Source organism: Terrihabitans aquatilis, from assembly GCF_052542005.1.
The window spans coordinates 152,760-176,498 of sequence record NZ_JBOCUO010000003.1 but is presented as its reverse complement, the minus strand read 5'-3'; the positions used below and the strand labels follow the sequence as shown (position 1 = coordinate 176,498).

Sequence of the window (23,739 nt, the reverse complement as noted above, 5' to 3'; positions counted from 1 at the left end):
GCGCGACGCGGGAGGTTTCATTCTTTTCCCGAAACCGGCCTCAGGGGCTCACCCATTCCGCCGTCGCAATGGCACGGCCGCGCAGCAGGTTCAGCACGCGATCGGCAAGCTCGTCGGGGCCTTCGTGCACGGTCTCAAGCCGCAGTTCGGGATTCTCCGGGGCTTCATAGGGCGCGGAGATGCCCGTGAAATCCGGGATCTCGCCGGCGATCGCCCTGGCATAGAGACCCTTGGGATCGCGCCGGATGCATTCCTCGATGGGCGTGTCGACGAAAACCTCGACGAATTCGTCGGGCTCGACCATGGCGCGCACCATGTCGCGCTCGGCCTGCAGCGGCGAGATGAAGGCGCACAGGACGACGAGCCCCGCATCCACCATCAGCTTCGCCACCTCGCCGGCCCGGCGGATATTCTCCCGGCGATCGGCCTCGGAGAAGCCGAGATCGCCGTTGAGGCCGTGGCGCAGATTGTCGCCATCGAGGCTGTAGGTGTGATGGCCCGCCGCGTGCAGCCGTGCCTCGAGCGCCTTCGACAGCGCGCTCTTGCCGGATCCCGACAAGCCGGTGAACCACACGATCAAGGGCTTCTGGTACTTCACCGCCGCCCGAGCCGCCTTGTCGACGGCGGAGCTTTCGAGATGCACGTTGGTGGCCCGCCGCAGCGAGGACACGATCATGCCGGCCGCCGCCGTCTCGTTGGTGGCGCGATCGACCAGGATGAAGGCGCCTGTGGTGCGATTGTGCTCGTAGGGGTCGAACGCCACGGGCGTCGTGGTCGTGATCTCGCACAGCGCGATCTCGTTGAGGCCGAGTTCGGCGGCGGGCTCATGCGCCAGCGTGTTAACGTCGATGCGGTGGCTGATGGCACGCAGGGTGGCGGGCACCCAGCGCGTGCCGATGCGCAGCAGATAGGAACCACCCGGCCGCACATGGGTCTGGCTCATCCACAGGATTTGGGCGCGGAACGCGTCCGTGGTCTCGGCGCGGGCCTGCGGATCGCTCAACACGTCGCCGCGCGTGACATCGACCTCTTCGGCAAGAACGAGCGTCACCGCGTCGAGCGCCTGCGCCTCCTCAAGATCGCCGTCGGCGGTGACGATACGCGCCACTTCCGTCACGCGGCCGGAGCCGGAGACGACGACACGGTCGCCGGGCTTGATCGTTCCGGAGGCGATCGTGCCCGAGAAACCTCGGAAATCGAGGTTCGGGCGATTGACCCATTGCACCGGGAAACGAAACGGCGCGGCCTTCAGATCGGCCTCGACCTCGATGGTTTCGAGATGCTCGATCAGGCTTGGACCGCGATACCAGCCGGTTTTTCCCGACAGGGACGTGACGTTATCGCCGTAACGTGCCGACAGGGGAATGGGTGTGATGGAGGTGAAGCCGAGGTCGCGGGCGAACGCGCGGAATTCGCCGACGATGCGTTCGAACACGGCCTCGTCGTAATCCACGAGGTCGATCTTGTTGACCGCGAGCACGATGTTGCGGACACCCAGCAGGGAGCAGATGAAGGCGTGGCGCTTGGTCTGCACCAGCACGCCCTTGCGTGCATCGATGAGGATGATGGCGAGATCGGCGGTCGACGCGCCAGTCGCCATGTTGCGCGTGTATTGCTCGTGGCCGGGCGTGTCCGCCACGATGAAGGAACGCCTCGGCGTGGCGAAGAAACGGTAGGCGACATCGATGGTGATGCCCTGCGCGCGCTCGGCCTCCAGCCCGTCGACCAGAAGCGCGAAATCCACGTCTTCCCCGGTCGTGCCGTGCTTTTTGCTGTCCTTTTCAAGGGCGGCAAGCTGATCCTCGAAGATGGTCTTGCTCTCATAGAGCAGGCGGCCGATCAGCGTCGACTTGCCGTCGTCCACCGAACCGCAGGTGATGAAGCGCAGCAGATTTCCGTCGCCCGAGGGCAATGGATCGGTGTGAAGGCCAAGAGCGGTCGCGAGCGCGTTCATCAGAAATATCCCTCGCGCTTCTTCTTCTCCATAGAGGCGCTTTCATCGCTGTCGATGAGGCGGCCCTGCCGCTCGGAGGTGCGCGCCACCATCATTTCGCGCACGATGTCCTCGACGCTGACGGCATCGCTCTCGATGGCGCCGGTCAGCGGGTAGCAGCCCAGGGTGCGGAAGCGCACGCGCCTCATCTGCGGCACCTCGCCCGGCTCCAGCGGCAGGCGGTCGTCGTCCACCATGATCCACGTGCCGGAGCGCCACACGACCGGGCGTTCCCTGGCGAAATAGAGCGGCACGATGGGGATGTTCTCGGCCAGGATGTATTGCCAGATGTCGAGCTCGGTCCAGTTCGACAGCGGAAACACGCGGATGGATTCGCCCTGCTTCACCCGCGTGTTGAACAGGCTCCACAATTCCGGACGCTGCATGCGCGGGTCCCAGGAATGACTGGCATTGCGGAACGAGAAGATGCGTTCCTTGGCGCGGCTCTTCTCCTCGTCGCGGCGGGCACCGCCGAAGGCCGCGTCGAACGCTCCGAGATCGAGCGCCTGCTTCAGGCCCTCGGTCTTCATCACCTGGGTATGAAGCGAGGAGCCGTGGCTTACGGGGCCGATGCCCTTGTCCACGCCGTCCTGGTTGATATGCACGCGCAGATCGAAACCGAGCCGTTCCGCTTCCTGCTCCCGGAAGGCGATCATTTCGCGAAATTTCCACGTCGTATCGACATGGAGAAACGGAAAAGGCGGCTTCGACGGAAAGAAGGCTTTCATGGCGAGGTGCAGCATGACGCTGCTGTCCTTGCCGATCGAATAGAGCATGACCGGGTTCGCAAACTCGGCGGCCACCTCCCGCATGATGGAGATGGATTCGGCTTCCAAACGCTTGAGATGTGCGTGCAAAGGTCAGAACCACAGAGATTGCGCGTAAGCCAAACCCTTAGAGCGGTTTTGGTTCACGCGCAATCACTGGCTATTGACCAATAAATACGTAGTTTATGTGTTTATTTCTTTTCCTGTTTGTCGTCCGGCAGCACCTTCGGATCGCCCTGCGGCTGATCTCCGGGCGCACGCTCAAACGTGCCAACCAATTCGCCGTAGCCGACGATGCGGCCTTGCATGGCGTCGAGAAATTCCTTGCGGCCAGCTCCGGGAGCCACGTCGAGCAACGTATCCAGCGCGAAGACCTGGAAATGATAATGGTGCGGATCGTCGCCGACCGGCGGCTTGGGTCCAAAATAGCCGGTCGAGCCCGCTGAATTCGCGCCCTGGATGGCGGTTGCCGGGATCATCAGCTTCGGATCGGTGGGCACGCCCTCGCGCAGCTCCGTATCGGTGCCGGGAAGATTGGCGATGATCCAGTGCACGAACGGCCGCATATTCTCCGGGACGTCGGGATCTTCCATCAGGACCGCGATCGATTTCGCACCCTTCGGCAGATTGTCGAAGGACAGCGGGGGCGAGAGCTTCTCGCCGTCGTCGGAATAGCGCAGCGGGATCGCATCATCGGCGCCGAAGGCATCGGACGTCACCTCGATCTTCGCCACATCACCCGGCTTCAGGATGTCCTTTGCGAGGTCGGAGGGCGTCGGCTGCTTGCCTTTCTGCGTTTCGCCAGTGCCGACGGCCGTGCCGGTGGGTGCAGGCGCTGAAGCGGCAGCGGGCGTGGCCTGCTGACCGGCATCGGCCGCGGCCTTGTCGTAGCTGACGCGATAGATCACGCCGCTCTCGTCATCGCCGACGAGGAGCGCGCCATCCTTGGCAACGGCAACGCCGACGAGGCGGCCGAACTGCTCGAAATTGTCGCCGTTCTGGCTCATGAAGCCGGTCAGGAACGGCTCGAAGCGCACCGGCTTGCCGTTTTCGAACTTGATGCGCACCACCTCGTAACCGGACGGCGGATTGCGGTTCCACGAGCCGCGCATGGCCACGAAAGCGTCACCCTTGTAATCGGCCGGGAATTGATCGGCGCCATAGAACGCCATCTGCATGGGCGCGGCGTGCGCGGTGTAGGTCAGAGCCGGCACCTCGCTGGTCTTTGCCCATTGCTCCAACGTCATGTCGGCGGGCGGATTCATGTGCGGGTTCGACTTGCTGTCGGCGTAGATGAACGGCCAGCCGTATTTCTTGCCCTCAACAATGAGGTTCAGCTCCTCCGGCTGCTCGTCGTCGCCCAGCCAGTCGATGCCGTGATCCATGCCCCAGAACTCGTTGGTCTGCGGATGCCAGCCGAAACCGATCGTGTTGCGCAGGCCCGACGCGAAGATGGCGCGCTGCGTGCCGTCCGGCCTGGCGCGCAGCATGGTTGCGTTCTCGACGTTGGATTCCTGGCATTCGTTGCAGGTCGAGCCGATCGAGATATAGAGCATGCCGTCCGGTCCGAAGCCGATGGTGCGGTTGGCGTGCTGGCCGGCGTCCGGCAAATTGTCGATGAGGCGGTCGAATTCGCCGAACGTGCCATCCGACTTGATGTTGGCGACGAACACCTCCTTGACCGTGATCAGGTAGATCTTGCCGTCGTGAATAGCGAGGCCGTGGGCATTCGGCCGGTTGGCCACCACCTGGCGTTCATCGGCCACGCCATCGTTGTTGGTGTCCTTGAGCATGATGACGTCGCCGACAAAGCGGCGGGAGGCATAGACCTGCCCCTCCTCGCCCACCGCCAGAATGCGAGGATTCACGACATCGCGCGCGAACACGGACACCTTGAAGCCCGGAGGCACCTTGAGCCCGGCAATGCGCTCATCATTTGCGTCGACCTTCTTCGGCTCGATGATGTGGCCGGTGATCTGGACATTGGAATATTTGCCGACTTCGCCCTTTGGCTGCGCGTGGGCCGGAACGAGGGCGGTGCTGGACAGGAGCGCGGCGGCAATCGCAGCGATGGACAGGGTCCGGATCATGACGTCTCCACGGATTCACTGCAGCGTTGTGCGGCGGCGTCTCGAAGAACGCCGCGATACCGCACCCGTTCCTCCGCTCGCGGCGCCTTGATCTTTCCGTACGGCGCGGCACATCCCAGCGATGTCCGTTTCTCCCCGCCTCGGCTATTGCTGCAAATTCATTCCGCCCGATGGCGACCCGCTCCTGACCAAGCGGATGAACCTCGCCTCGACCACGATTTCCGCGCTGTCACGGCTCGAACCGGCGGGTGTCACGGCCAAGCTCATCGCGCTGGCCCAGCACAATATGGCGGCTCTGCATCTTCAACTTGAAGAGGTGGCCGCGCGCCCGCCATTGCAGCGGCTTCTGCGCATCGTCAGCTCTATCCTGCCGGCATACAATCATCCGCTGGGCGTCCATTATCGTGAGCCTGCGCTGCGGGACGTGGTGGAGACGGGCCTCGCGGAAGCCGGCGTTCTGGCGCGCGGTGCGGGCATCCGCATCAGCACACATCCGGACCAGTTCTGCGTGCTGAATTCGGCGTCCGAGACCGTGGTCCAGAACAGCCTGGGCGAGCTCGAATACCATGCGGATGTGATGCGCATGATGGGGCTGGCGGGCGGCTGGCACCCGCTCGGCACCTCCATCAACATCCATGGCGGCGGACGGGCGGCGGGCCTCGAACCTTTCCGCGCCAATCTCGCACGGCTTTCGGGGGATGCCCGCACCCTGCTGACGGTGGAGAACGACGAGGTGTCCTACGGCCTCGACGATCTCCTGCCGATCGCCGACGACGTGGCCATCGTGGTCGATTTTCACCACCACTGGATCGCCAGCCGAGGCGAATACATCACGCCCGACGATCCGCGCCTCGATATCGTCCGCGCGTCATGGCGTGGCGTACGGCCGCTGACCCACATCAGCGTCTCTCGCGAGGGCTTGCTGGCCGGCCACGATCCCGACGCCCTGCCCGACTTTGCGGCACTCATCGCGTCCGGCGTCTCGGCGCGCGATCTGCGTGGCCATTCCGACATGATGTGGAACCGCGCCTTGAACCGCTTCGTCGCCGGCCATCTCGCCTGGGCCGATGTCGAGGTCGAGGCCAAGCTGAAGAACCTGGCCTCGGAGCAATTGGCGGATCAGGTCGGCGTGCTTGTGAGCTGAAGGCGCGCAGCCCTCAGCCGCCCCGCCGCTCCAGGATGATCGTGCCCAGTGGGGGCAGGTTCACGTTCAGCGAGAACGGCCGCGAATGGCTGCTGCTTTCCTCGGCATGAACGCCGCCGGAATTGCCGATATTGCCGCCGCCATAGCAGGCGGCATCGGTATTGATGGCCTCGCGGTAATAGCCGGGCAGCGGCACGCCGAGGCGATAGTTCTGGCGCGGCACGGGTGTGAAGTTGGAGATGACGACCGCGACATCGCCCTCGTTTCGGCCCTTGCGCAGCCAGGCGATGACGCCGGTGTCGCTGTCGTCGGAGACGAGCCATTCGAAGCCGCCCGCCTCGCAATCGAGCTCGTGCAGCGCGGGCGTGTCGCGGTAGACCACATTGAGATCGCGCACGAGATCCTTGACGCCGGCATGGGTCGGCTGGTCGAGCAGGTGCCAGTCCACACTGGAATTGAAATCCCATTCGCGGCGCTGGCCGATCTCGCAGCCCATGAACAGCAGCTTCTTGCCGGGATGGCCCCACATGAAGGCGAGATAGGCGCGCAGATTGGCGAAGCGCTGCCATTCATCTCCCGGCATGCGGCCCAGCAGCGAGCCCTTGCCGTGCACCACCTCGTCATGGCTGATCGGCAGGATGAAGTTCTCGGAGAAGGCGTAGAGCAGCCCGAACGTCAGATTGTGGTGGTGGTAGCGGCGGTAGATCGGGTCGTTCTGAATGTAATGCAGCGTGTCGTGCATCCAGCCCATGTTCCATTTGAAGCCGAAGCCGAGACCGCCCGCATAGGTCGGGTGCGAGACGCCCGGCCACGACGTGCTTTCCTCGGCGATCGTCATCACGCCCGGCGAGACACTGTAGACCGTCTCATTCATGCGGCGCATGAAATCGATGCTCTCGAGGTTCTCGTTGCCGCCGTAACGGTTGGGGACCCACTCGCCGTGTTTGCGGGAATAATCGAGGTAGAGCATCGAGGCCACGGCATCCACGCGCAGGCCGTCGAGGTGGTAGCGCTCGGCCCAGAAACGGGCGTTGGCGACGAGGAAGGCCGAAACCTCCGCACGGCCGAAATTGTAGATGTAGGTGCCCCAATCCTGGTGGAAGCCCTGGCGCGGATCGGCGTGTTCGTAGAGATGCGTGCCGTCAAATTCGCCAAGCCCATGGGCGTCGATCGGGAAATGGCCGGGCACCCAGTCGAGGATGAGGCCGATGCCCGCTTCATGCGCGGCGTTGACGAACTCCACGAAATCCTCCGGCGTGCCGAAGCGACTCGTCGGCGCGAACAGAGCGGTGGGCTGATAGCCCCACGAGCCATCGAACGGATGCTCGGTGATGGGCAGGAGCTCGATGTGGGTAAAGCCCATCTCCTTCACATAGGGGATCAGCTTCTCCGCCATCTCGCGATAGGTCAGCGAACGGTTGCCTTCTTCCGGCACCCGCGCCCATGAGCCGAGGTGGACCTCGTAGATCGAAATGGGCTTGTGGAGCTGGTCGCCCTCGGCGCGCTCCGTCATCCACTTTCCATCGCGCCATTCCCAGGCCGGCGTGTCGGTGAGGATGGAAGCGGTCTCCGGACGCAATTGCGCAGCGAACGCCATCGGGTCGGATTTCAGCGGCAGGAGATTGCCGTGCGGACCCAGAATCTCGAATTTGTAATGCTGGCCGGCGGTGACCTCGGGGATGAACAATTCCCACACGCCGCCATCGTGGCGCAGCCGCATGGGATGGGTGCGGCCGTCCCAGCGGTTGAAATCGCCCACGACGCTGACGCGCTGGGCGTTCGGCGCCCACACCGCAAAGGCGAAACCGTCCACGCCCTCATGATGGCGGGGATGCGCGCCGAGAACCTTGAAGGGCGCATCGCTGCCGACATCGCGCAGCGCCCGCACGTCACCATCGTGCAGCAGGCTGGCGAAGCGGTAGGGATCGTGCAGGATTGCGAGGTGCTGGTCGCCGTAATCGACGCGGAAGCGGTAATCCGGCCGCTCGCGCGAGGAGAAGCGAGCGACATAGAAGCCGTTCGGATGGCGGCGCTCCATCACCTGCAGCACGTTGACGCCGTCGGCCGTGACCACCGAGACCGAGCGCGCGGCGGGAAGGATGGTGCGCACCTCCCATAGGCCCTGCGCGACCTTGTGGGGGCCGAGCACCGCAAACGGGTCGCCGTGACGGCCTTCCGCCACGGCATCGATCGCCGCCTGCGGAAGCTCCGCGATCTGCGGGCCGCTGCGGCGCGCAACGGGGTTCGGCGAAGTGGTGCGGACGTCGCTCATCAGTTTTTATCCTGTTCCAATACCGAGAGAACGCCGCGCACCGGCGTCCCGATCCAATCGGGCCGGTTGTTCGCCTCGTAGACCACCTCGTAGAACGCCTTGCTGAGGAGGTGGAGCTTGAGCAGATTCTGGCGCGTGGCGCGGTCCTCGATCCAGACCGGGCTGCCTTTCAGATGGTCGCGATAGGCCTCGACGAAGGCGGCCGAGACCTTCTCGCGGAACTCCTCGCCCGCCACATGGGCGCGCGGTGCGGCTTCCGGCAGGCGGCGGCCGACATCGCGGATTGCCGTGTCCGCGGCGTAGGCGAAAGACCGCAGCATGCCCGCCACATCGCGCATGGGCGAGAACTTGCCGCGACGCTCATCCGCCGGACGCGAGGGCTCGCCTTCGAAATCGACGATGTAGACGTCATCGAAGGCAATCAGCACCTGGCCGAGATGGTAATCGCCGTGAATGCGGGTCTTCACGGCGCCGGTCGGCTCGGTGTTGAGGTAGTCGATGGCGGCAAGGCTCTCGTCGCGAAGCTCCAGAAGACGCTTCACGTCGATCGTCTGCGAGGAGGCCGGCAGGTTCGACAGGGCGTCGAACGCCTTTTCGGCCTGCACGCGGGCATCGGCCACGGCCACGGCCACATCTTCCTTGGTCAGCGGCTCCAGAGCGAAGGCCTGATTATCGGTCGGCGTGGCGAAGGCCTTGTGCATCTCGGCGGTGCGCTGGCCGAGAATGCCGGCATATTTGAAATAGGGCGCGAAGGCATCCGCGATGGGCAGCGCTTCGCCGACGGGGATCAGCGCGTAATTCTCCAGCTCGCGCCGCAGCGCGTCCAGCATCAGCGTCCAGGCATCGCCCTGATTGTTGACGAAGCCCTGCAGAATGGCGAGCGCGGTGGGTGTGCCGTCCGCACCCAGATATTCGACGGCGCCCAGCAGCGCTGGCGTGTTTGCGAAATTGGCCACTTCCGTGAGGAAGCGTCCGACCTCGATCTCGGGATGCACGCCCGGCTGCATGCGACGATAGATCTTCAGCACCATCTGTTCGCCGAACACGATGGAGGTGTTCGACTGCTCCGAGCTGAGACGGCGCGGCGTATTTTCGGGGATCGACAGATCGAGCGCCGCCAGCGCCTCGCCGAAACGGCCGGTGGCCTCGAAATTGATACGGCCGCCATTGCGCGTCGAGAAATTCGCATCCCGCTCGAACGCATGTAGCAGAGCCAGCGCGAATTCCGGCGAGGCCGCGGCGTCGTAGAGCAGGCCCACGCGCGGACCGCGCCGCACCCGGGCGAGCGAGCATGGCAGAAGGCTTTCCTTCTCGCTCTCGGCGATGGCAAGCGGCAGCGAATAGACCTGTTCCTCGCCGTTCTGAAGGTGCACGGCGATGCGCGGCCAGGTGAAGGTGTCGTTGCCCTGACGGTCGCGCATCACGGTGTGGTCGATCACCTCGATGCCGGTGATGCGCGAGGTCTTGCCAGCGAACCAGCGCTGGCGCGGCAGGAAGGACGGGGCCGAGGTCTTCTCGAACGCGGCCTGCTCGCGGTCGCGGAACAGGCTGTCCGGCGTGCCCTGCAGAACCATGGTGAACAGCTCGGGCAGCGCCGGCGGATGCTGCTCCTGGCGCACCTTCTCCGTCAGGCTGAACCAATAGAAGCCGTAGGCCGGCAGGGTCAGCAGATAGGGCAATTCGCCGATGGCCGGGAATTCCGCGCCGCCGGTGAGTTCGACCGGTACACGGCCATTCAGCTCGGACAGATCGAGCTCCACCGCCTGCGGGGCGCGCGAGACATTGGCCACGCACAGCAGCGTCTCGCCGTCGAATTCGCGCAGATAGGCCAGCATCTTGCGGTTTTCCGGCAGCAGGAAACGCAGGCTGCCGCGACCGAAGGCCTTGAAGTTCTTGCGGATGGCGATGAGACGGCGCAGCCAGTTGAGCTGGCTGGCGGGGCTGCGCAGCTGTGCCTCCACATTCACCGCCTGGAAGCCGTAGGTCGGATCCTGGATCGCTGGCAGGAACAGGCGTGCCGGATCGGCCTTCGAGAAGCCACCGTTGCGGTCCGGCGACCATTGCATCGGCGTGCGCACGCCGTCGCGGTCGCCGAGATAGATGTTGTCGCCCATGCCGATCTCGTCGCCGTAATACAGGAACGGCGTGCCGGGCATGGAGAACAGAAGCGAATTCAGAAGCTCCACCTTGCGGCGGTCATTTTCGAGCAGTGGTGCAAGACGGCGGCGGATGCCCAGATTGATGCGGGCGCGGCGGTCGCCGGCGTAGAAGCTCCAGAGATAATCGCGCTCCGATTCCGTCACCATTTCGAGCGTCAGCTCATCGTGGTTGCGCAGGAAGATCGCCCATTGCGAGCCTTCGGGAATCTCGGGCGTCTGGCGCATGATGTCGGTGATGGGATGCCGATCCTCCTGCGCGATCGACATGTACATGCGCGGCATCAGCGGGAAGTGGAACGCCATCTGGCATTCGTCGCCGTCGCCGAAATAGGGCGCGGTTTCCTCCGGCCATTGATTGGCCTCGGCCAGCAGCATGCGGTCTGGATAGGAGCGATCGAGCGCCTGGCGGATGCGCTTGATGACCTGGTGCGTCTCCGGCAGGTTTTCGCAATTGGTGCCGTCGCGCTCGATCAGATAGGGGATGGCGTCGAGCCTGAGGCCGTCTACCCCCATGTCGAGCCAATAACGCATCACCTGCAGGACGGACGCCAGAACGCGCGGATTGTCGAAGTTCAGGTCCGGCTGGTGCGAATAGAAGCGGTGCCAGAAATAGGCGCCGGCCACCGGGTCCCACGTCCAGTTCGACTTCTCGGTGTCGAGGAAGATGATGCGGGTGTCGGCATATTCCTCGCCCGTGTCCGACCACACGTAGAAATCGCGGTAGGGCGAGCCCTTCTTGGCGCGGCGGGCGCGCTGGAACCAGGGATGCTGGTCGGAGGTGTGGTTGATGACGAGCTCCGTCACCACGCGCAGATCGCGCGCATGCGCTTCGCGGATGAAGCGGCGGAAATCGCGCATCGTGCCGTAGGACGGATTGATGTCGCGATAATCGGAGATGTCGTAGCCGTCGTCGCGCAGAGGCGACGGGTAGAACGGCATCACCCACAATGCGGTGACGCCGAGATCCTTGATGTAGTCGAGCCGCTGCGTCACGCCCTCGAAATCGCCGATCCCGTCATTGTTGGCATCGAAGAACGATTTGACGTGGATCTGGTAGAAAACCGCGTCCCGATACCATTGCGGGTCGGTGCGATCGATCATGGCGGGCCTACCTCAGGATACGGGACGGACAGGGCACACGTGACTTTTAATCACGTGGCCGGGGCGGGATGAGACGCCAGATGGCGACCGGGCGGACATCCGGCTCAAGCGCGATGGTCTGCACCTTGCCGCGCAGGTCGAATCGACCGCCCTTCAGAAGATCCTCGGCCTCGATCGTGGCGTGATCGGGGAGACCGAACTCCCAAAGCGGGATTTCGAAGCTCGCATCCTGCCGGTTGTGCGGGTCGAGATTGACGAGGCACACCACGCAATTGTCGCGCTTGGGCGTGAAGCGGGCATAGGCCAGGACATTGTCGTTCCACGCATTGAGGAACAGCACGTTGCGGAAGTCCCACAAAGCGGGGTTCTCGCGGCGGATATGATTGAGCGTCGCGATGTGCGGGCGAATATTGCCCGGACGTTCCCAGTCCCACGCCTTAATCTCGTATTTCTCGGAATCGAGATATTCCTCGCGCCCGGGAAGCGGCGTGGCCTCGCACAGTTCGAACCCGGAATAGAGGCCCCACGCGCCCGACAGCGTGGCCGCAAGCGTCGAGCGAATGATGAAGCCGGCCCGACCCGAGGTCTGCAATGGCACGGGGTTGATGTCCGGCGTGTTCACGAAGAAGTTCGGCCGGTAATACTCGCCCATCTCGCCGCCGAGCTCGGTGACGTAATCGGCCAGTTCCGCCTTCGTGTTGCGCCAGGTGAAATAGGTATAGCTCTGCTGGAAGCCGATCTTCGCCAGCGCCTTCATCATCTTCGGGCGGGTGAAGGCCTCGGCCAGGAAGATCGCGTCCGGATAGGTGGAATTGACCTCGGCGATCATCCATTTCCAGAACGGCAGCGGCTTGGTGTGCGGGTTGTCGACGCGGAAGATGCGGACACCCTCCTTCGCCCAAAACAGCACCGCATCGCGCAGCGCGTACCACAAATTCGGCAGCGAACCCTTGTTGTAGAAGTCGACGTTGACGATGTCCTCGTACTTCTTCGGCGGGTTCTCGGCGAACTTGATGGTGCCGTCGGGCCGCCAGTCGAACCATTCCGGATGATCCTTGATCCAGGGATGGTCGGGCGAGCACTGGATCGCGAAGTCGACCGCGATCTCAAGGCCGAAGCGGTGCGCCTCTTCCACCAGACGGCGGAAATCCTCGATGGTGCCGAGTTCGGGATGGATGGCGTCATGGCCGCCCGCTTCCGAACCGATGGCGTAGACGGAACCCGGATCGTCGGGGCCCGGCGTCAGCGTGTTGTTCTTGCCCTTGCGGTTGGTCTTGCCGATGGGGTTGATCGGCGGGAAGTACAGGACGTCGAAGCCCATGTCCTTCACGTAAGGCAGCTTGCGGATCACATCGTCGAACGTTCCGTGCCGGTTCGGATCGTCCGACATGGAGCGCGGAAACAGCTCGTACCAGGCCGAGAAACGTGCCGCGAGGCGGTCGGCGATGACGACGAGTTCGCTGTCGTAGCGCGAGAGGTTGGCCCGCTCCGCGGAACGCGCGATCAGCCCGGCGTTGACTGGGTCGAGCATCACGTCGAGCTGCTCCTGCGAGCCGGGATCGGCCTTGCCCGTCTGCGTCAGCAGGCGGTTGAGCGGCTTTGCGTCGGCCTTGTTGGCGATGCTCGCGGCCTTCTCCAAAATCGCCACGCCCTCGGTGATTTCCATCCGCACGTTCTGCCCGGCGGCGATCTTCTTCTCGATCTCGCTCTTCCAGGTGATGAAGCGATCACGCCACGCCTCGACCGTGAAGATGTAGCGGGTGTTGCGCTCCAGCGGGAAGGAGGCGTGCCAGCGGTCGTTCGTTGTCGGCGACATCTGGGTGCGCCGCCAGTTCGTCTCGTCGGCCGCGCGGTAGAGCAGTTCGGCGGAAATCTTGTCGTGGCCATCGGCGAAGATGTCGGCGAACACCTCGATCTGCTCGCCCACCACGCGCTTGATCGGCGTGCGGCCGCCGTCGATCTCAGGCTCGACGCCCTCGATGATGACGCGGCCCTCGCCCTTCGGCTCAACGGAAGCGGGCGGCTTGGAGGCCGCAGCGCGAGCGGCGGCGAACACGCGCACCTCGCCCGGCTCGATGATGAGCGGGTGACCCGAGGCGAAATTGATGGGCTCCACGCCGGGCGTCATGTCGGCGAAGGTGCCGAACACGCCGCCGGTGCGGCTGAGGATGGCGGCGGCATCGACCGGCTCGGCGATGGTGCCGACATTGGTGATGAGGAGATTGGCGTAGGACGAGCCGCCGGTGTGGCCGCCGTCCAGCCGCAGCAGAGCGAGGATGGCGCTGTCGGGCGATGTCAGGCGCTGCTGTGCGCCTTCGACATTGCAGGGCGGAAGCTCGGCGCGCAGCCTGTTGATGGAAGCCACGTAATCGGAGATGTCGACGCCCGTCTCTTCACGGTCGGCGGGAGTGGTCTCCACCACGTGCAGCGGCTTGCGATAGCCGAATTCATAGCCCTGCGGCAGCAGAACGCCCGACGAGAAGAACGCTGCCAATGCGTAGCGTGCCTTCAGCTCACGGGCGACGAAATCGGCATCGCCCTGCAGCTCGGCCGCGACGCGGGCGGTGTCGTGGTTTTCCGGGAAGGCGATGGAGGGCGCGATGGTGCGCAGCGCCTCGTATTGCGCCAAGGCCCAGGGCGCGCGGAAATCCCACCACGCGAAACTGTTGAAGAGATAATCGAAGCCCGCATCCGATACGGCCTTCGTCTCGTCGAAGGTGCAACCCAGGGTCTCTGCGGCGAAAAGGCATTCCGCGTCGCGCTTCTTGGCCTCGCCGATGAGCTGAGCCCACACCGCCGCGGGCACCTTGTAGGCCGCATCGCAGCGGAAGCCCTTCACGCCCAAAGATTGCAGATGCGCGATGTAGTCGTTCCAATAGGAGACGAGGAAATCGCGCGCCGCGTCGTCGTGATAATTCAGCTCCGCGAGATCGCCCCACACCGTGCGCACACTGGGGTCGACGGGATCGACCGCATACGGGCTTTCGATCTCGCCTTCGGGATCACGCACGAACACGTCCGGCCGCTCGGAGGCCAAGCGGCCGTCACGCGCGGTGTGGTTGACCACGAGGTCGGTCATCACCTTGAGGCCGTTGCCGGCCGCATCCTCGACGAAGGCCGAGATCTGCTGATCGTCGGAATTCTCGCCGCCGTCGCGGAAGCGATCATCCAGCCGATAAGGGTCCGCCACCGCATACAGGCTGCGCGAGCCACCGGTCTGGTGGAACGGGTTCACGTAGACCCAGTCAAACCCCATGGAGGCGATGCGCGGCAGTTCCGCGCGCCATCCCAGCACCGTTCCCGACAACAGCGGGAACAGATTGTAGATGCGCGGCCCGGCGGTTACCGGCAGCAGGGATTGGTCGAGCTTCGAGAAATCGAGATCTGGGGCGTTCATGAAACCTTCCTCAGAACAGCAACCGGGAAGCCGGCAAAGAGTTCCGCCGCTGCGACGGCGCTGCCGCCGCTCCGCTCTTCCCCGCTCAGGACATCGCGCCAGGTGCCCTGCGGCAAAGTGAGCCGCGTATCGGCCCAGGCATCCGGCGACAGCGAGACGGTCTCGCCCTCGACCAGCGACGCGACGAGCCGGGGCACGGCGACAAGGATCGCCTCCTCGCCTGACGTGCGTGTGAAGGCCAGGACATGGGGCGATTTTTCACCGTCCGCATCCAATGCGGCATAATCGCCCTCGGTGTAGACGGCGGGCTGCGCGGCCCGGTCTTCCAGCACGCGATGGGTGAGGAATTGCTTCACCCGGCCCGAGCGCCAGTCCGCGAGGAGATCTTCGGGAGAGGCCATCTTCTCCAGCGCCCTGGCACGCGCCGCATAATCCACCGGCCGCCGGTTGTCGGGATCGACCAGCGAGAAATCCCAGAACTCGGTGCCCTGATAAGTGTCGGGCACGCCCGGAAGCGTCAGCTTCAGCGCGGTGCGCGACAGGCTGTTGACCGCGCCGAGCTGCGCCAGATGGCGGGCCAGCGGTCGGAACCGTTCGAAGAACGTGCTGCCCGGCGCGAGCAGGTGATCGAGGAAATCGGCGACCGCCTTTTCATATTCCTCGTCGTTGTTGACCCAGCTCGTGAAGCGTTTGGCCTCCCGCATCGCCTTTTCCGCATAGGCCTGGATGCGCACGCGGAAATCGGCGATCTCGTCGGCATCGTCGCCGTCCAGCAACTCAAGCGGCCAGGCGCCGAGAATGGCCTGCAGGAACATCAGCTGGTCGTTGCCGTCGGGCGCATCCCAACCTTCCACGCGGTCGAGGAAGTCTCCCGCGATCTCGCGCCATTCGTCGAGCGCGCGGGCCCATTCGTCCGGAACCTCCGACAGCGCGCTGAGCCGGGCGCGGGCATCCTCGCCGCGCTTGGTGTCGTGCGTCGCGGTGGCGATCATCGAGCCCGGCCAGTCGCGGGCGCGCTCTGCATTGCCCTCGTGAAATTCCGCGACGTCGATGCCGAAATGGTCTGGATCGCCGCCGACTTCGTTCAACGAGATCAGGCGCGCATAGCGGTAGAACAGGGTGTCCTCGAGGCTCTTGGCCATGACGGGGCCGGTGAGCTGCTGGAAGCGGCGGCGGAAGCGGGCGATGTCGCGCGGCGCAGGCCGTCCGGGGCCCTCCGTGTCAATGCCGCCGATCATCGCCGCGTGGATGAAATCGTGCACCGAACGGTCGGGCAGCGCGCTCCAGCGCTTGGCGCGCGTGATCGTGACATCCAGAAGCTCGCGGTCGGCCTCCTCCACCTTTCCGTCGGGTCCGATATAGGTGCGGTAGACGGGGAAACGCGCCACGATCTCAACCAGTGCGCGGCGCAGCGCCACGATGGTGTAGTCGCGCGTCTTGCGGTCGACATCGGCGATGCGCTTGAGGTCGGACACCAGCACTTCGAGTTCGCTCGCGAAGCTCGTTTCGAGGATTTCCTCCTTGGCGGCGCGCAGGCTGGCGCCATAGCCACCTTCGAGATCGCTCATGTCGCGATAGATGTTCTCGAACCGCTCGCCGTTCTCCTTGGCGACGAACACGCCGTCGATCTGGTTCAGCACGTCGTAGCCGGTGGTGCCGGCGACGGGCCAGGGGCGCAGCTTTTCGCCGGGTTCGAGAATCTTCTCGATGACCACGTAGAAGCCCGGGCCCACCGCGTTCTGTAGATCGCGCGCATAGGCCTCCGGGTCCGCGAGGCCGTCGATGTGGTCGATGCGCAGGCCCTGCACATGCCCTTCCGCGACGAGGCGGAAGATCATCTCGTGCGTGGCCTCGAACACTTGCGGGTTCTCGACCCGGATGCCGCCCAGGGAATTGATGTCGAAGAAGCGGCGATAATTGATGTCGCTCGCCGCTACGCGCCAATGTGCGAGCCGGTAGTTCTGCGCTTCCAGCAGGCGGTGGAGACCGCCCACGCTTTCCGGCTCTCCCGCGACACCGTTGACGAGCGTCACCGCGCGATCGATGGCCTGCTTTACCTCGGCGTTCTTGGCCGCGCCGGCGATGCGGCGCTTCAGAAGGCCGGCCTCGGCCGGGAATTGCGCCCGGCGCGCCTCTTCCGTCTCGATGGCCATGGCGCGCAGGCTCTCGCTGACCGCCACAAGCTCGGCGCGGCTTTCCGCGTCGTCCTCGGTGAGGGCGGCGAGCGCGCGGTCGAGCAGGCCCGGATATTCGACCGGGCAGACGGGGAAGCGATGCTCGTAATGCCAGACGCTGAAGGACCCCTCCTCCGCGTCGAACACCACTTTCAGCTCGCCGTTTTCCAGCGCATCGCCGTAACGGCTGCCCAGGAACGGCACGACGATCTTGCCGTTGGCGCCGAGGCGTTGCCAATCCACGTCGAAGGCGATGGCAAAGGGAGACAGAGGGCCCCATTCAAGCATGGAGAGCCAGGGCCAATTGTCCGCACCGCCGACGCCCATGTGGTTCGGCACGATGTCGAGGATCAGCCCGAGATCGTGCGCCTTCAGCACCTCGGACAGGCGAAGGAACGCCTCCTCCCGGCCAAGTTCCGGGTTGATGGCGTTGTGGTTGACGATGTCGTAGCCGTGCGTCGAACCTGGCCGGGCCTGCGCGATGGGCGAGGCATAGACATGGCTGATGCCGAGCCGCGCCAGATAAGGAACGATCTTCGCGGCGTCGTCGAAGGTGAAGTGCTCGTGGAATTGCAGACGATAGGTGGCGCGCGGCGGCGGTGCGGCCAGACGCGCGGTGCTCTTGCGCGGGCTGCGGCCTTCCTCGCCCATGATGGCGGCCCAGCGGGAAAGCTGGCCACCGGGTGCGACGAGGTCGTCGATGTCAGTCGACAGGCGCCGCTTCCAGTTCGGATGGCCGTCCGTCAATCCCGGCAGGTTCGCCTGGTTCAGCTCGCCCGCCGCATCCTCGAACTGGATGGCGGTCAGGGCGGAGCGGGTGCGGCCGAGGAAACGGATGATGGCATCGAGCGGCGGCTCCAGCGGCGGCGATGGATCGTCCAGCAGGCCTTGCGCGTGGAGGTCGCGGCAGAAGGCTGCGATCTCGCGGCTCCGGTTGGCCCGCTCGCGCTCCGATGTCTCGTGGTCGAACACGCCGAGCGTCTGGCGCAGATCGACGTCGAGGCCCCGCCACCAGCCGCGCAGGGTCGGCAGATCGTGCGTGGTGAACACGGCCAAAGCCTCGTGCGGGTAGGCTTGCGGCGGCTTGAAGGCCTCGCCCTCGCGCTCGAAGAACAGGACGCGGTAGCTGAGGAGCCCCGCATCCATGATGGCGTCGGAGAAACCCTCCGGGCCGGTACCGAGATCTTCCGCGATCACCAGGCACTGGTTGCGGTGGCTCTCCAGCCGCAGCACGGCCAGCATCGCCTCGAACGGATAGCTCACATAGGCGCCATCGGCCGCGCTCGACCCTTCCGGGATCAGGAAAAGGCGCTGCAGCTGGAAGGCATGATCGATGCGGATGGCGCCCGCGTGGCGCATATTGGCCTGCACCAGCGCGCGGAAGGCGGCGAGCCCGTCACGCTCGAGCGCCAGCGGATCGAAAGGCGGAAGGCCCCAATTCTGACCCTGCGGGCCGAGCGGATCGGGTGGCGCACCCACCGAAAGACCGGGCGAGAACCGCTCCGGGTTCGACCAATATTCCGAACCGCCGCGATCGCTGCCCACCGCGAGATCGCGGTAGAGGCCGATGCTCATGCCGCCTTCGCGCGCCCGCTCCGCTGCGGCGGCGAGCTGAAGGTCGCACTGCCATTGCAGCCAGGCGTGGAACAGGATGCGCTCGCCATGCTCGGCACAAAAGGCGTCAAGGGCAACGGGTTCCCGGTTGCGGATGGCGTCCGGCCATTCGCCGGGCCACATCAGCCCCTCGGCGCGGAATTGTTCCGACAAGGCCTCGAACAGAGCGTGGTTTTCGAGCGCCTCCCCCCATTCGGCACGGAAGGCGTCGAAAGCCGGATCGCCGCCTTTGGCGCGGAAATCCGCGAACAGGGCGTCCAGCAACGGGCGCTTCACCGCCCACACCGCCTCATGATCGATCAACGCGCCTTCATGCAATTGCGACAGGCGCGCCTGGACGTCCTCGCTGTTCAGCACTTCCTCGGCCCGGCTGCCGGCAAATTCCGCGATCGCTGCGGGGTCGAGAAACAGGCTTTCGAGGAAAAGCCGCGACGACGGCGAATAGGGTGAGATCTTTGTGCGATCGCTGGCAAAAAGCGCGTGCAGCGGGCTCAGGCCCAGGAAATTCGCACCAAGCGCCGCAACGCCGGATGCCGCATCCGCGACGTCGGTGTAATCGCCCATGCCGAGATTGCGCACGGAGTTGAGGCCGTAGACCTGCGCGCTGACACCCCAGAAACGATCGCCCTCGTCCATTTCCGACGGCGTCCAGCAGCGCTTCGGCGCCACGATGACGTGAGCCTCGGCATGAACCTCGCCGGCATCGACCGAGAGCCTGTAATAGCCCGGCTCCAGGGAGGGCAGCCGCAGGCCCCTGCCCTCGATAAGCCCGCGATCGTCGCGCTGCTCGCCACGCTCGTCGGTCAAAACCCAATTGGCCATGCTTCCGGACGTCACGTCGCGGAGCGGCACGCTCAACGGATGGCCCGCCTCGGCCACGATCACCGGTGGGACAAGGCCATGCCTGAGAGCCTCGATCTCGGCGATGGAGGAACGCAGCTCATCCTCCGTGCCGATCCGCAGGCCCAGTCCGCCCAGGACGCGCCTTTTCCCCTCGGGTGAAGCCTCCAGCGTCTTGCCGTTCTGGTCCTGGTAGGATGGTTGGATGCCGACCAATTCGGCCAGACGTTCGACAAGCTGGTCCTGTTCGTTCACGCCAGGCTCTCCGAAGTACGGGTTGTCAGCATCGCACCCGTCCAGGGCGGCAGGGTCAAGCGGCCGGCGCTGGACGATGCCGCGGCCGAGCGCCACAGCGCCCGCTCAGGGGCGCGATGTTCGGCGGTCCATGGCTCGGCTCCGACATTGAGAAGGAGACGCAGTTTTCCGCCTGCGAACGTCCAGTCCACCTCCAGCACGTCCGGCCGCGGCAGCGAATAGCGGCCGCCCTGAAAATGCGTGCGCAGAAGCGGCGCGATCTCGTCCTGCCGGATCATCAGAAGTTCGCGTGTCTCCGCGCGTGGACCATGATGGGGCGGACGACGCGCCTCGTCCCAGTTCAGCCGGGAACGTTCGACCGTGGCGGCATCGGTCGGGTCCGGCACCGCGTCTTCATGGCCGGCGAAGGCCTTGAAGTGGGCGAATTCCCGTCGCCGCCCCTCGCGCACCGCTTTCGACAGATCGGGGTCCTCGGCGAAATCCACGAAGAACTGGAACGGTGTCGAGGCGTCCCAATCCTCGCCCATGAACAGAAGCGGGATCTGGGGGGACAGCAGGAAGGCGGCCTTGGCCAGCTGCCATCGCTCGGGCGGGATGATGTGGGGCAGGCGTTCGCCCAGCGCCCGGTTGCCGATCTGATCGTGATTTTGAAGAAAGGCCACGAAGGCGGTCGGCGGCAGATGGGCGGACGGCTCTCCGCGCGGCCGGCCCAGATGCTTCGACATATCGCCCTGATAGACGAAGCCTTCCGCCAGAGACCGCCCGAGATTTTCCAGCGCCTTGTCGGCGAAGTCCTCGTAATAACCCTCGTCCTCGCCGGTCAGCAGCGGGTGCCAGGAATTGTGGATGTCGTCGGCCCATTGCGCCGTATGCAAGGTGGGTTGGGCGTGGTTATCGCGCGCCAGCCAGCGGGCCTGATTGGCCTCGTTCTCCAGCACGAGATGGATGTGGCGGCCGGGATTCTCGGAGCGCGCCCGCGCCGCCAGCTCTTCCAGGAAATGGCGGCCGCTGTCATCGACGATGGCGTGGACGGCGTCGAAGCGAAGCCCGTCGAAATGGTATTCCTGCAGCCAGTACAGCGCGTTGTGGATGAAGAAGCTGCGCACCGGGGCGGCACCGCGTCCATCCACATTGATGCCCGCGCCCCACGGCGTCTGGTGGCGGTCGGTGAAGAAGGTGCCGGCATAGGAATGGAGGTAATTCCCGGCCGGTCCGAAATGGTTGTAGACCACGTCGAGAAACACCATCAGCCCATGGGCATGGGCGGCCTCGATGAAGTGCTTGAGGTCGTCCGGGGTGCCATAGGCGGTGTCGGGCGCATAGGGCAGCACGCCGTCATAGCCCCAGTTCCGGCTGCCCAGGAAATCGCCGATCGGCATCAGCTCGATGGCCGTGAACCCAAAGGCCGCGATCTCGCCGAGCTTCGTTTCCAGCGCGCGATAGGTGCCCTCGGGCGTCGCGGTGCCGACATGCAGTTCGTAGATCACCGCCTCTTCCCACGGGCGGCCCTTCCACGCCGTGTCCTTCCAGCTATAGGCCGCCGGGTCGACGACGAGGCTGTCCTTGTGCACATCGTCCGGCTGATAGCGCGAGGCCGGGTCCGGCACGTCGAGCGCGCCGTCGATGCGATAATGATAGCGGCTGCCGGCCTTCGCGCCGGGAACGGTGAGTGTGCACCAGCCCGCCATCTCGTTGGTCATGCGGTGTTCCTGGCCGTCGACGACCAGGGTCACGCTCCGCGCGGTCGGGGCCCACAGCGAGAAGCGCACGCCTTCCGGCGTGACGCTCGCTCCGAACGGCATGTCATGAATGCGCTGCATCGCCCTGCCTCGCCACCGCATGCTGGAACAGGATGAGGCCACGGCCCGGCATGGCGAAGCTTTCGCCGGCCTTCAGCAGGATCGGGTTTTCACGCACCACGCCTCCGGCCAGGCGGGTGTCCACCACCGACACCCAGCTTTCGCCCGGGAAATCATCCGGCAGCTTGAACGGGACCTCTTCATGGTAGGAATTCATTGCCAGCAGGAAGCGCTGGCCATCCGGCGCATCGTTGCCGAATTGCACCGCGATCGTCTTGCGGTGGCCGTCGCCCCAATCCTCCGGCGTCGCTTCGCGGCCGTCCGGCACCAGCCAATAGCTGTCCTTGAGGTCGGAATTGGCCACCTTGCCGCCGGTGAAGAAGGTGTGGCGGCGGAAGGCGGCGTAGCGCTTGCGCAGCGCGATCAGCGCCTGGGTGAAAGCCGGAAGCTCTGGGTCGGCGGCCTGGCCTTCCTCCCATTTCATCCAGCTCGTCTCGTTGTCCTGCGCATAGGCGTTGTTGTTGCCGCCTTGCGTGCGGGAGATCTCGTCGCCCATCAGCAGCATGGGCAGGCCCTGCGACAGCATCAACGTGGCGAGGAAATTGCGCTTCTGCCGCGCCCGCAGTTCGTTGATGGCCGCGTCCTCGGTCGGGCCTTCGGCGCCGCAATTCCACGACAGATTGTGGCTGTGGCCGTCGTTGTTGTCCTCGCCGTTGGCCTCGTTGTGGCGCTCGTTGTAGCTGACCAGATCGTGCAGCGTGTAGCCGTCGTGCGAGGCAATGAAATTGACGCTCGCCCAGGCCTGGCGACCCGTATAGGCGTAGATCTCGCCCGAACCGGCGATGACGCGGGCCAGAGCCGGCAATTGCGCCTCGTCGCCCCGCCAGAACGCGCGCACGGTGTCGCGATACTGGTCGTTCCACTCGCTCCAGCCGACCGGGAAGCCGCCGACCTGATAGCCCCCGCCGCCAACATCCCAGGGCTCGGCGATGAGCTTGACCTTCGACAGGACGGGGTCTTGCCCGCAGGCCTGCAGGAAACCGGAATGGCGGTTGTAGTCGAACGGATCGCGGGCGAGCGTCGGCGCCAGATCAAAGCGGAAGCCGTCGATGTGGTAGGCCTCGACCCAGTGCCGCAGCGAATCCATCACCATCTGCAACACGCGCGGATGGGCAAGATCGAGCGTGTTGCCGGTGCCCGTTGAATCCCAGGAATGGCGCGGGCTCTCGGGCGGCAGCTTGTAATAGGAGCGGTTGTCTATGCCGCGGAACGAGAGCGTCGGGCCGAGATGGCTGCCCTCGCAGGTGTGGTTGTAGACCACGTCGAGGATAACCTCGATGTCGGCATCGTGCAGCGCACGGATGGCGCCGCGGAAGCCGGCCACGCCCGCCTCGCCCAGATAGCGCGGCTCCGGCGCGAAATAGCCGAGCGTTGAATAGCCCCAGTAATTCTTGAGGCCTTTCTCCACCAGGAAGCGGTCGTCGACGAACGAATGGATCGGCATCAGCTCGATGGCGGTGATGCCGGTCTTCACCAGATGCTCGATGACCTTGGGATGGCCGAGCGCCGCATAGGTGCCGCGCATGGCCTGCGGCACGTCCGGATGAAGCTGGGTGAGGCCCTTCACATGGGCCTCGTAGATCACGCTGTCCTTCCAGGGCGTGCGCGGGGCACGGTCATCGCCCCAGGGGTGCAGCGGGCTTTCCACCACGCATTTCGGCATCATGCGCGCGCTGTCGCGACGGTCGAAGGTGAGATCGCCGCGCTGTGAACCGAGGCGGTAGCCGAACATGGCGTCGTGCCAGCGCAGCTTGCCCGTCAGCTGGCGGGCATAGGGGTCGATCAGGAGCTTGTGCGGGTTGAAACGATGGCCGTTGATCGGATCGTACGGGCCGTGCACGCGATAGCCGTAGAGCTGGCCGAGCTGCATGCCCTCGACATAGACGTGCCACACATTGTCGGTGCGGCGCGGCAGGCGGATGCGATTGATCTCGCGGTCCCCGTTCTTCTCGAACAAGCACAGATCGACCGCCGTCGCGTGCTGCGAAAACAGCGCGAAATTGACCCCCTTCCCGTCCCAGGTGGCGCCGAGGGGAAAGGGCGAGCCGTCGTCGATCCGGTGCATATAAGGGAA

Annotated in this window: 10 protein-coding genes; 1 reads left to right on the top strand and 9 read right to left on the bottom strand. The window is 65.0% G+C overall.

All coding sequences use genetic code 11. The features are described from left to right. Positions 1-40: 40 nt before the first annotated feature. The 3 genes from cysN to ACQ6S1_RS11745 all read right to left on the bottom strand — a co-directional run bounded on the left by cysN (position 41) and on the right by ACQ6S1_RS11745 (position 4,850). Complete coding sequence (cysN, locus tag ACQ6S1_RS11755) at positions 41-1,954, bottom strand: sulfate adenylyltransferase subunit CysN (protein WP_445041404.1); 1,914 nt, start codon at positions 1,952-1,954, stop codon at positions 41-43. Continuing rightward, positions 1,954-2,805 carry a sulfate adenylyltransferase subunit CysD gene (cysD, locus tag ACQ6S1_RS11750; RefSeq protein ID WP_445042010.1) on the bottom strand — a complete coding sequence of 284 codons (852 nt, stop codon included), beginning with the start codon at positions 2,803-2,805 and terminating at the stop codon, positions 1,954-1,956. Before cysD ends, cysN begins: the two co-directional genes overlap by 1 nt. Positions 2,806-2,951: 146 nt before the next feature. After that, a complete protein-coding gene (locus tag ACQ6S1_RS11745; protein ID WP_445041403.1) occupies positions 2,952-4,850 on the bottom strand; it encodes a YbhB/YbcL family Raf kinase inhibitor-like protein in 1,899 nt (632 codons plus the stop codon). Between the two features lie 121 nt (positions 4,851-4,971). Here ACQ6S1_RS11745 and ACQ6S1_RS11740 point away from each other — a divergent pair, with 121 nt between their 5' ends. Then, positions 4,972-5,994: an apurinic/apyrimidinic endonuclease family protein gene (locus ACQ6S1_RS11740; RefSeq protein ID WP_445041402.1), complete on the top strand. Its 1,023-nt coding sequence runs from the start codon at positions 4,972-4,974 to the stop codon at positions 5,992-5,994. A gap of 13 nt (positions 5,995-6,007) precedes the next feature. Here the strand turns inward: ACQ6S1_RS11740 and glgB are convergent, their stop codons facing one another. Genes glgB through glgX form a run of 6 tightly spaced genes read right to left on the bottom strand, consistent with a single transcriptional unit; the run spans position 6,008 to position 23,730 of the window. After that, a complete protein-coding gene (gene glgB, locus ACQ6S1_RS11735; RefSeq protein ID WP_445041401.1) occupies positions 6,008-8,266 on the bottom strand; it encodes a 1,4-alpha-glucan branching protein GlgB in 2,259 nt (752 codons plus the stop codon). Then, complete coding sequence (gene treS, locus ACQ6S1_RS11730; protein WP_445041400.1) at positions 8,266-11,526, bottom strand: maltose alpha-D-glucosyltransferase; 3,261 nt, start codon at positions 11,524-11,526, stop codon at positions 8,266-8,268. Before treS ends, glgB begins: the two co-directional genes overlap by 1 nt. Positions 11,527-11,572: 46 nt before the next feature. Continuing rightward, positions 11,573-14,923, bottom strand: a complete 3,351-nt coding sequence (locus ACQ6S1_RS11725) for a maltotransferase domain-containing protein (protein ID WP_445041399.1) — start codon at positions 14,921-14,923, stop codon at positions 11,573-11,575. Continuing rightward, on the bottom strand, positions 14,920-19,806 hold the full coding sequence (locus ACQ6S1_RS11720) for a malto-oligosyltrehalose synthase (RefSeq protein ID WP_445041398.1): 4,887 nt from the start codon (positions 19,804-19,806) through the stop codon (positions 14,920-14,922). Before ACQ6S1_RS11720 ends, ACQ6S1_RS11725 begins: the two co-directional genes overlap by 4 nt. Continuing rightward, entirely contained in the window at positions 19,803-21,626 is a 1,824-nt protein-coding gene (treZ, locus tag ACQ6S1_RS11715; RefSeq protein WP_445041397.1) for a malto-oligosyltrehalose trehalohydrolase, read from the bottom strand. Before treZ ends, ACQ6S1_RS11720 begins: the two co-directional genes overlap by 4 nt. Next, positions 21,610-23,730, bottom strand: coding sequence for a glycogen debranching protein GlgX (glgX, locus tag ACQ6S1_RS11710; RefSeq protein ID WP_445041396.1), 2,121 nt, complete (start codon positions 23,728-23,730; stop codon positions 21,610-21,612). Before glgX ends, treZ begins: the two co-directional genes overlap by 17 nt. Positions 23,731-23,739: the final 9 nt, after the last annotated feature.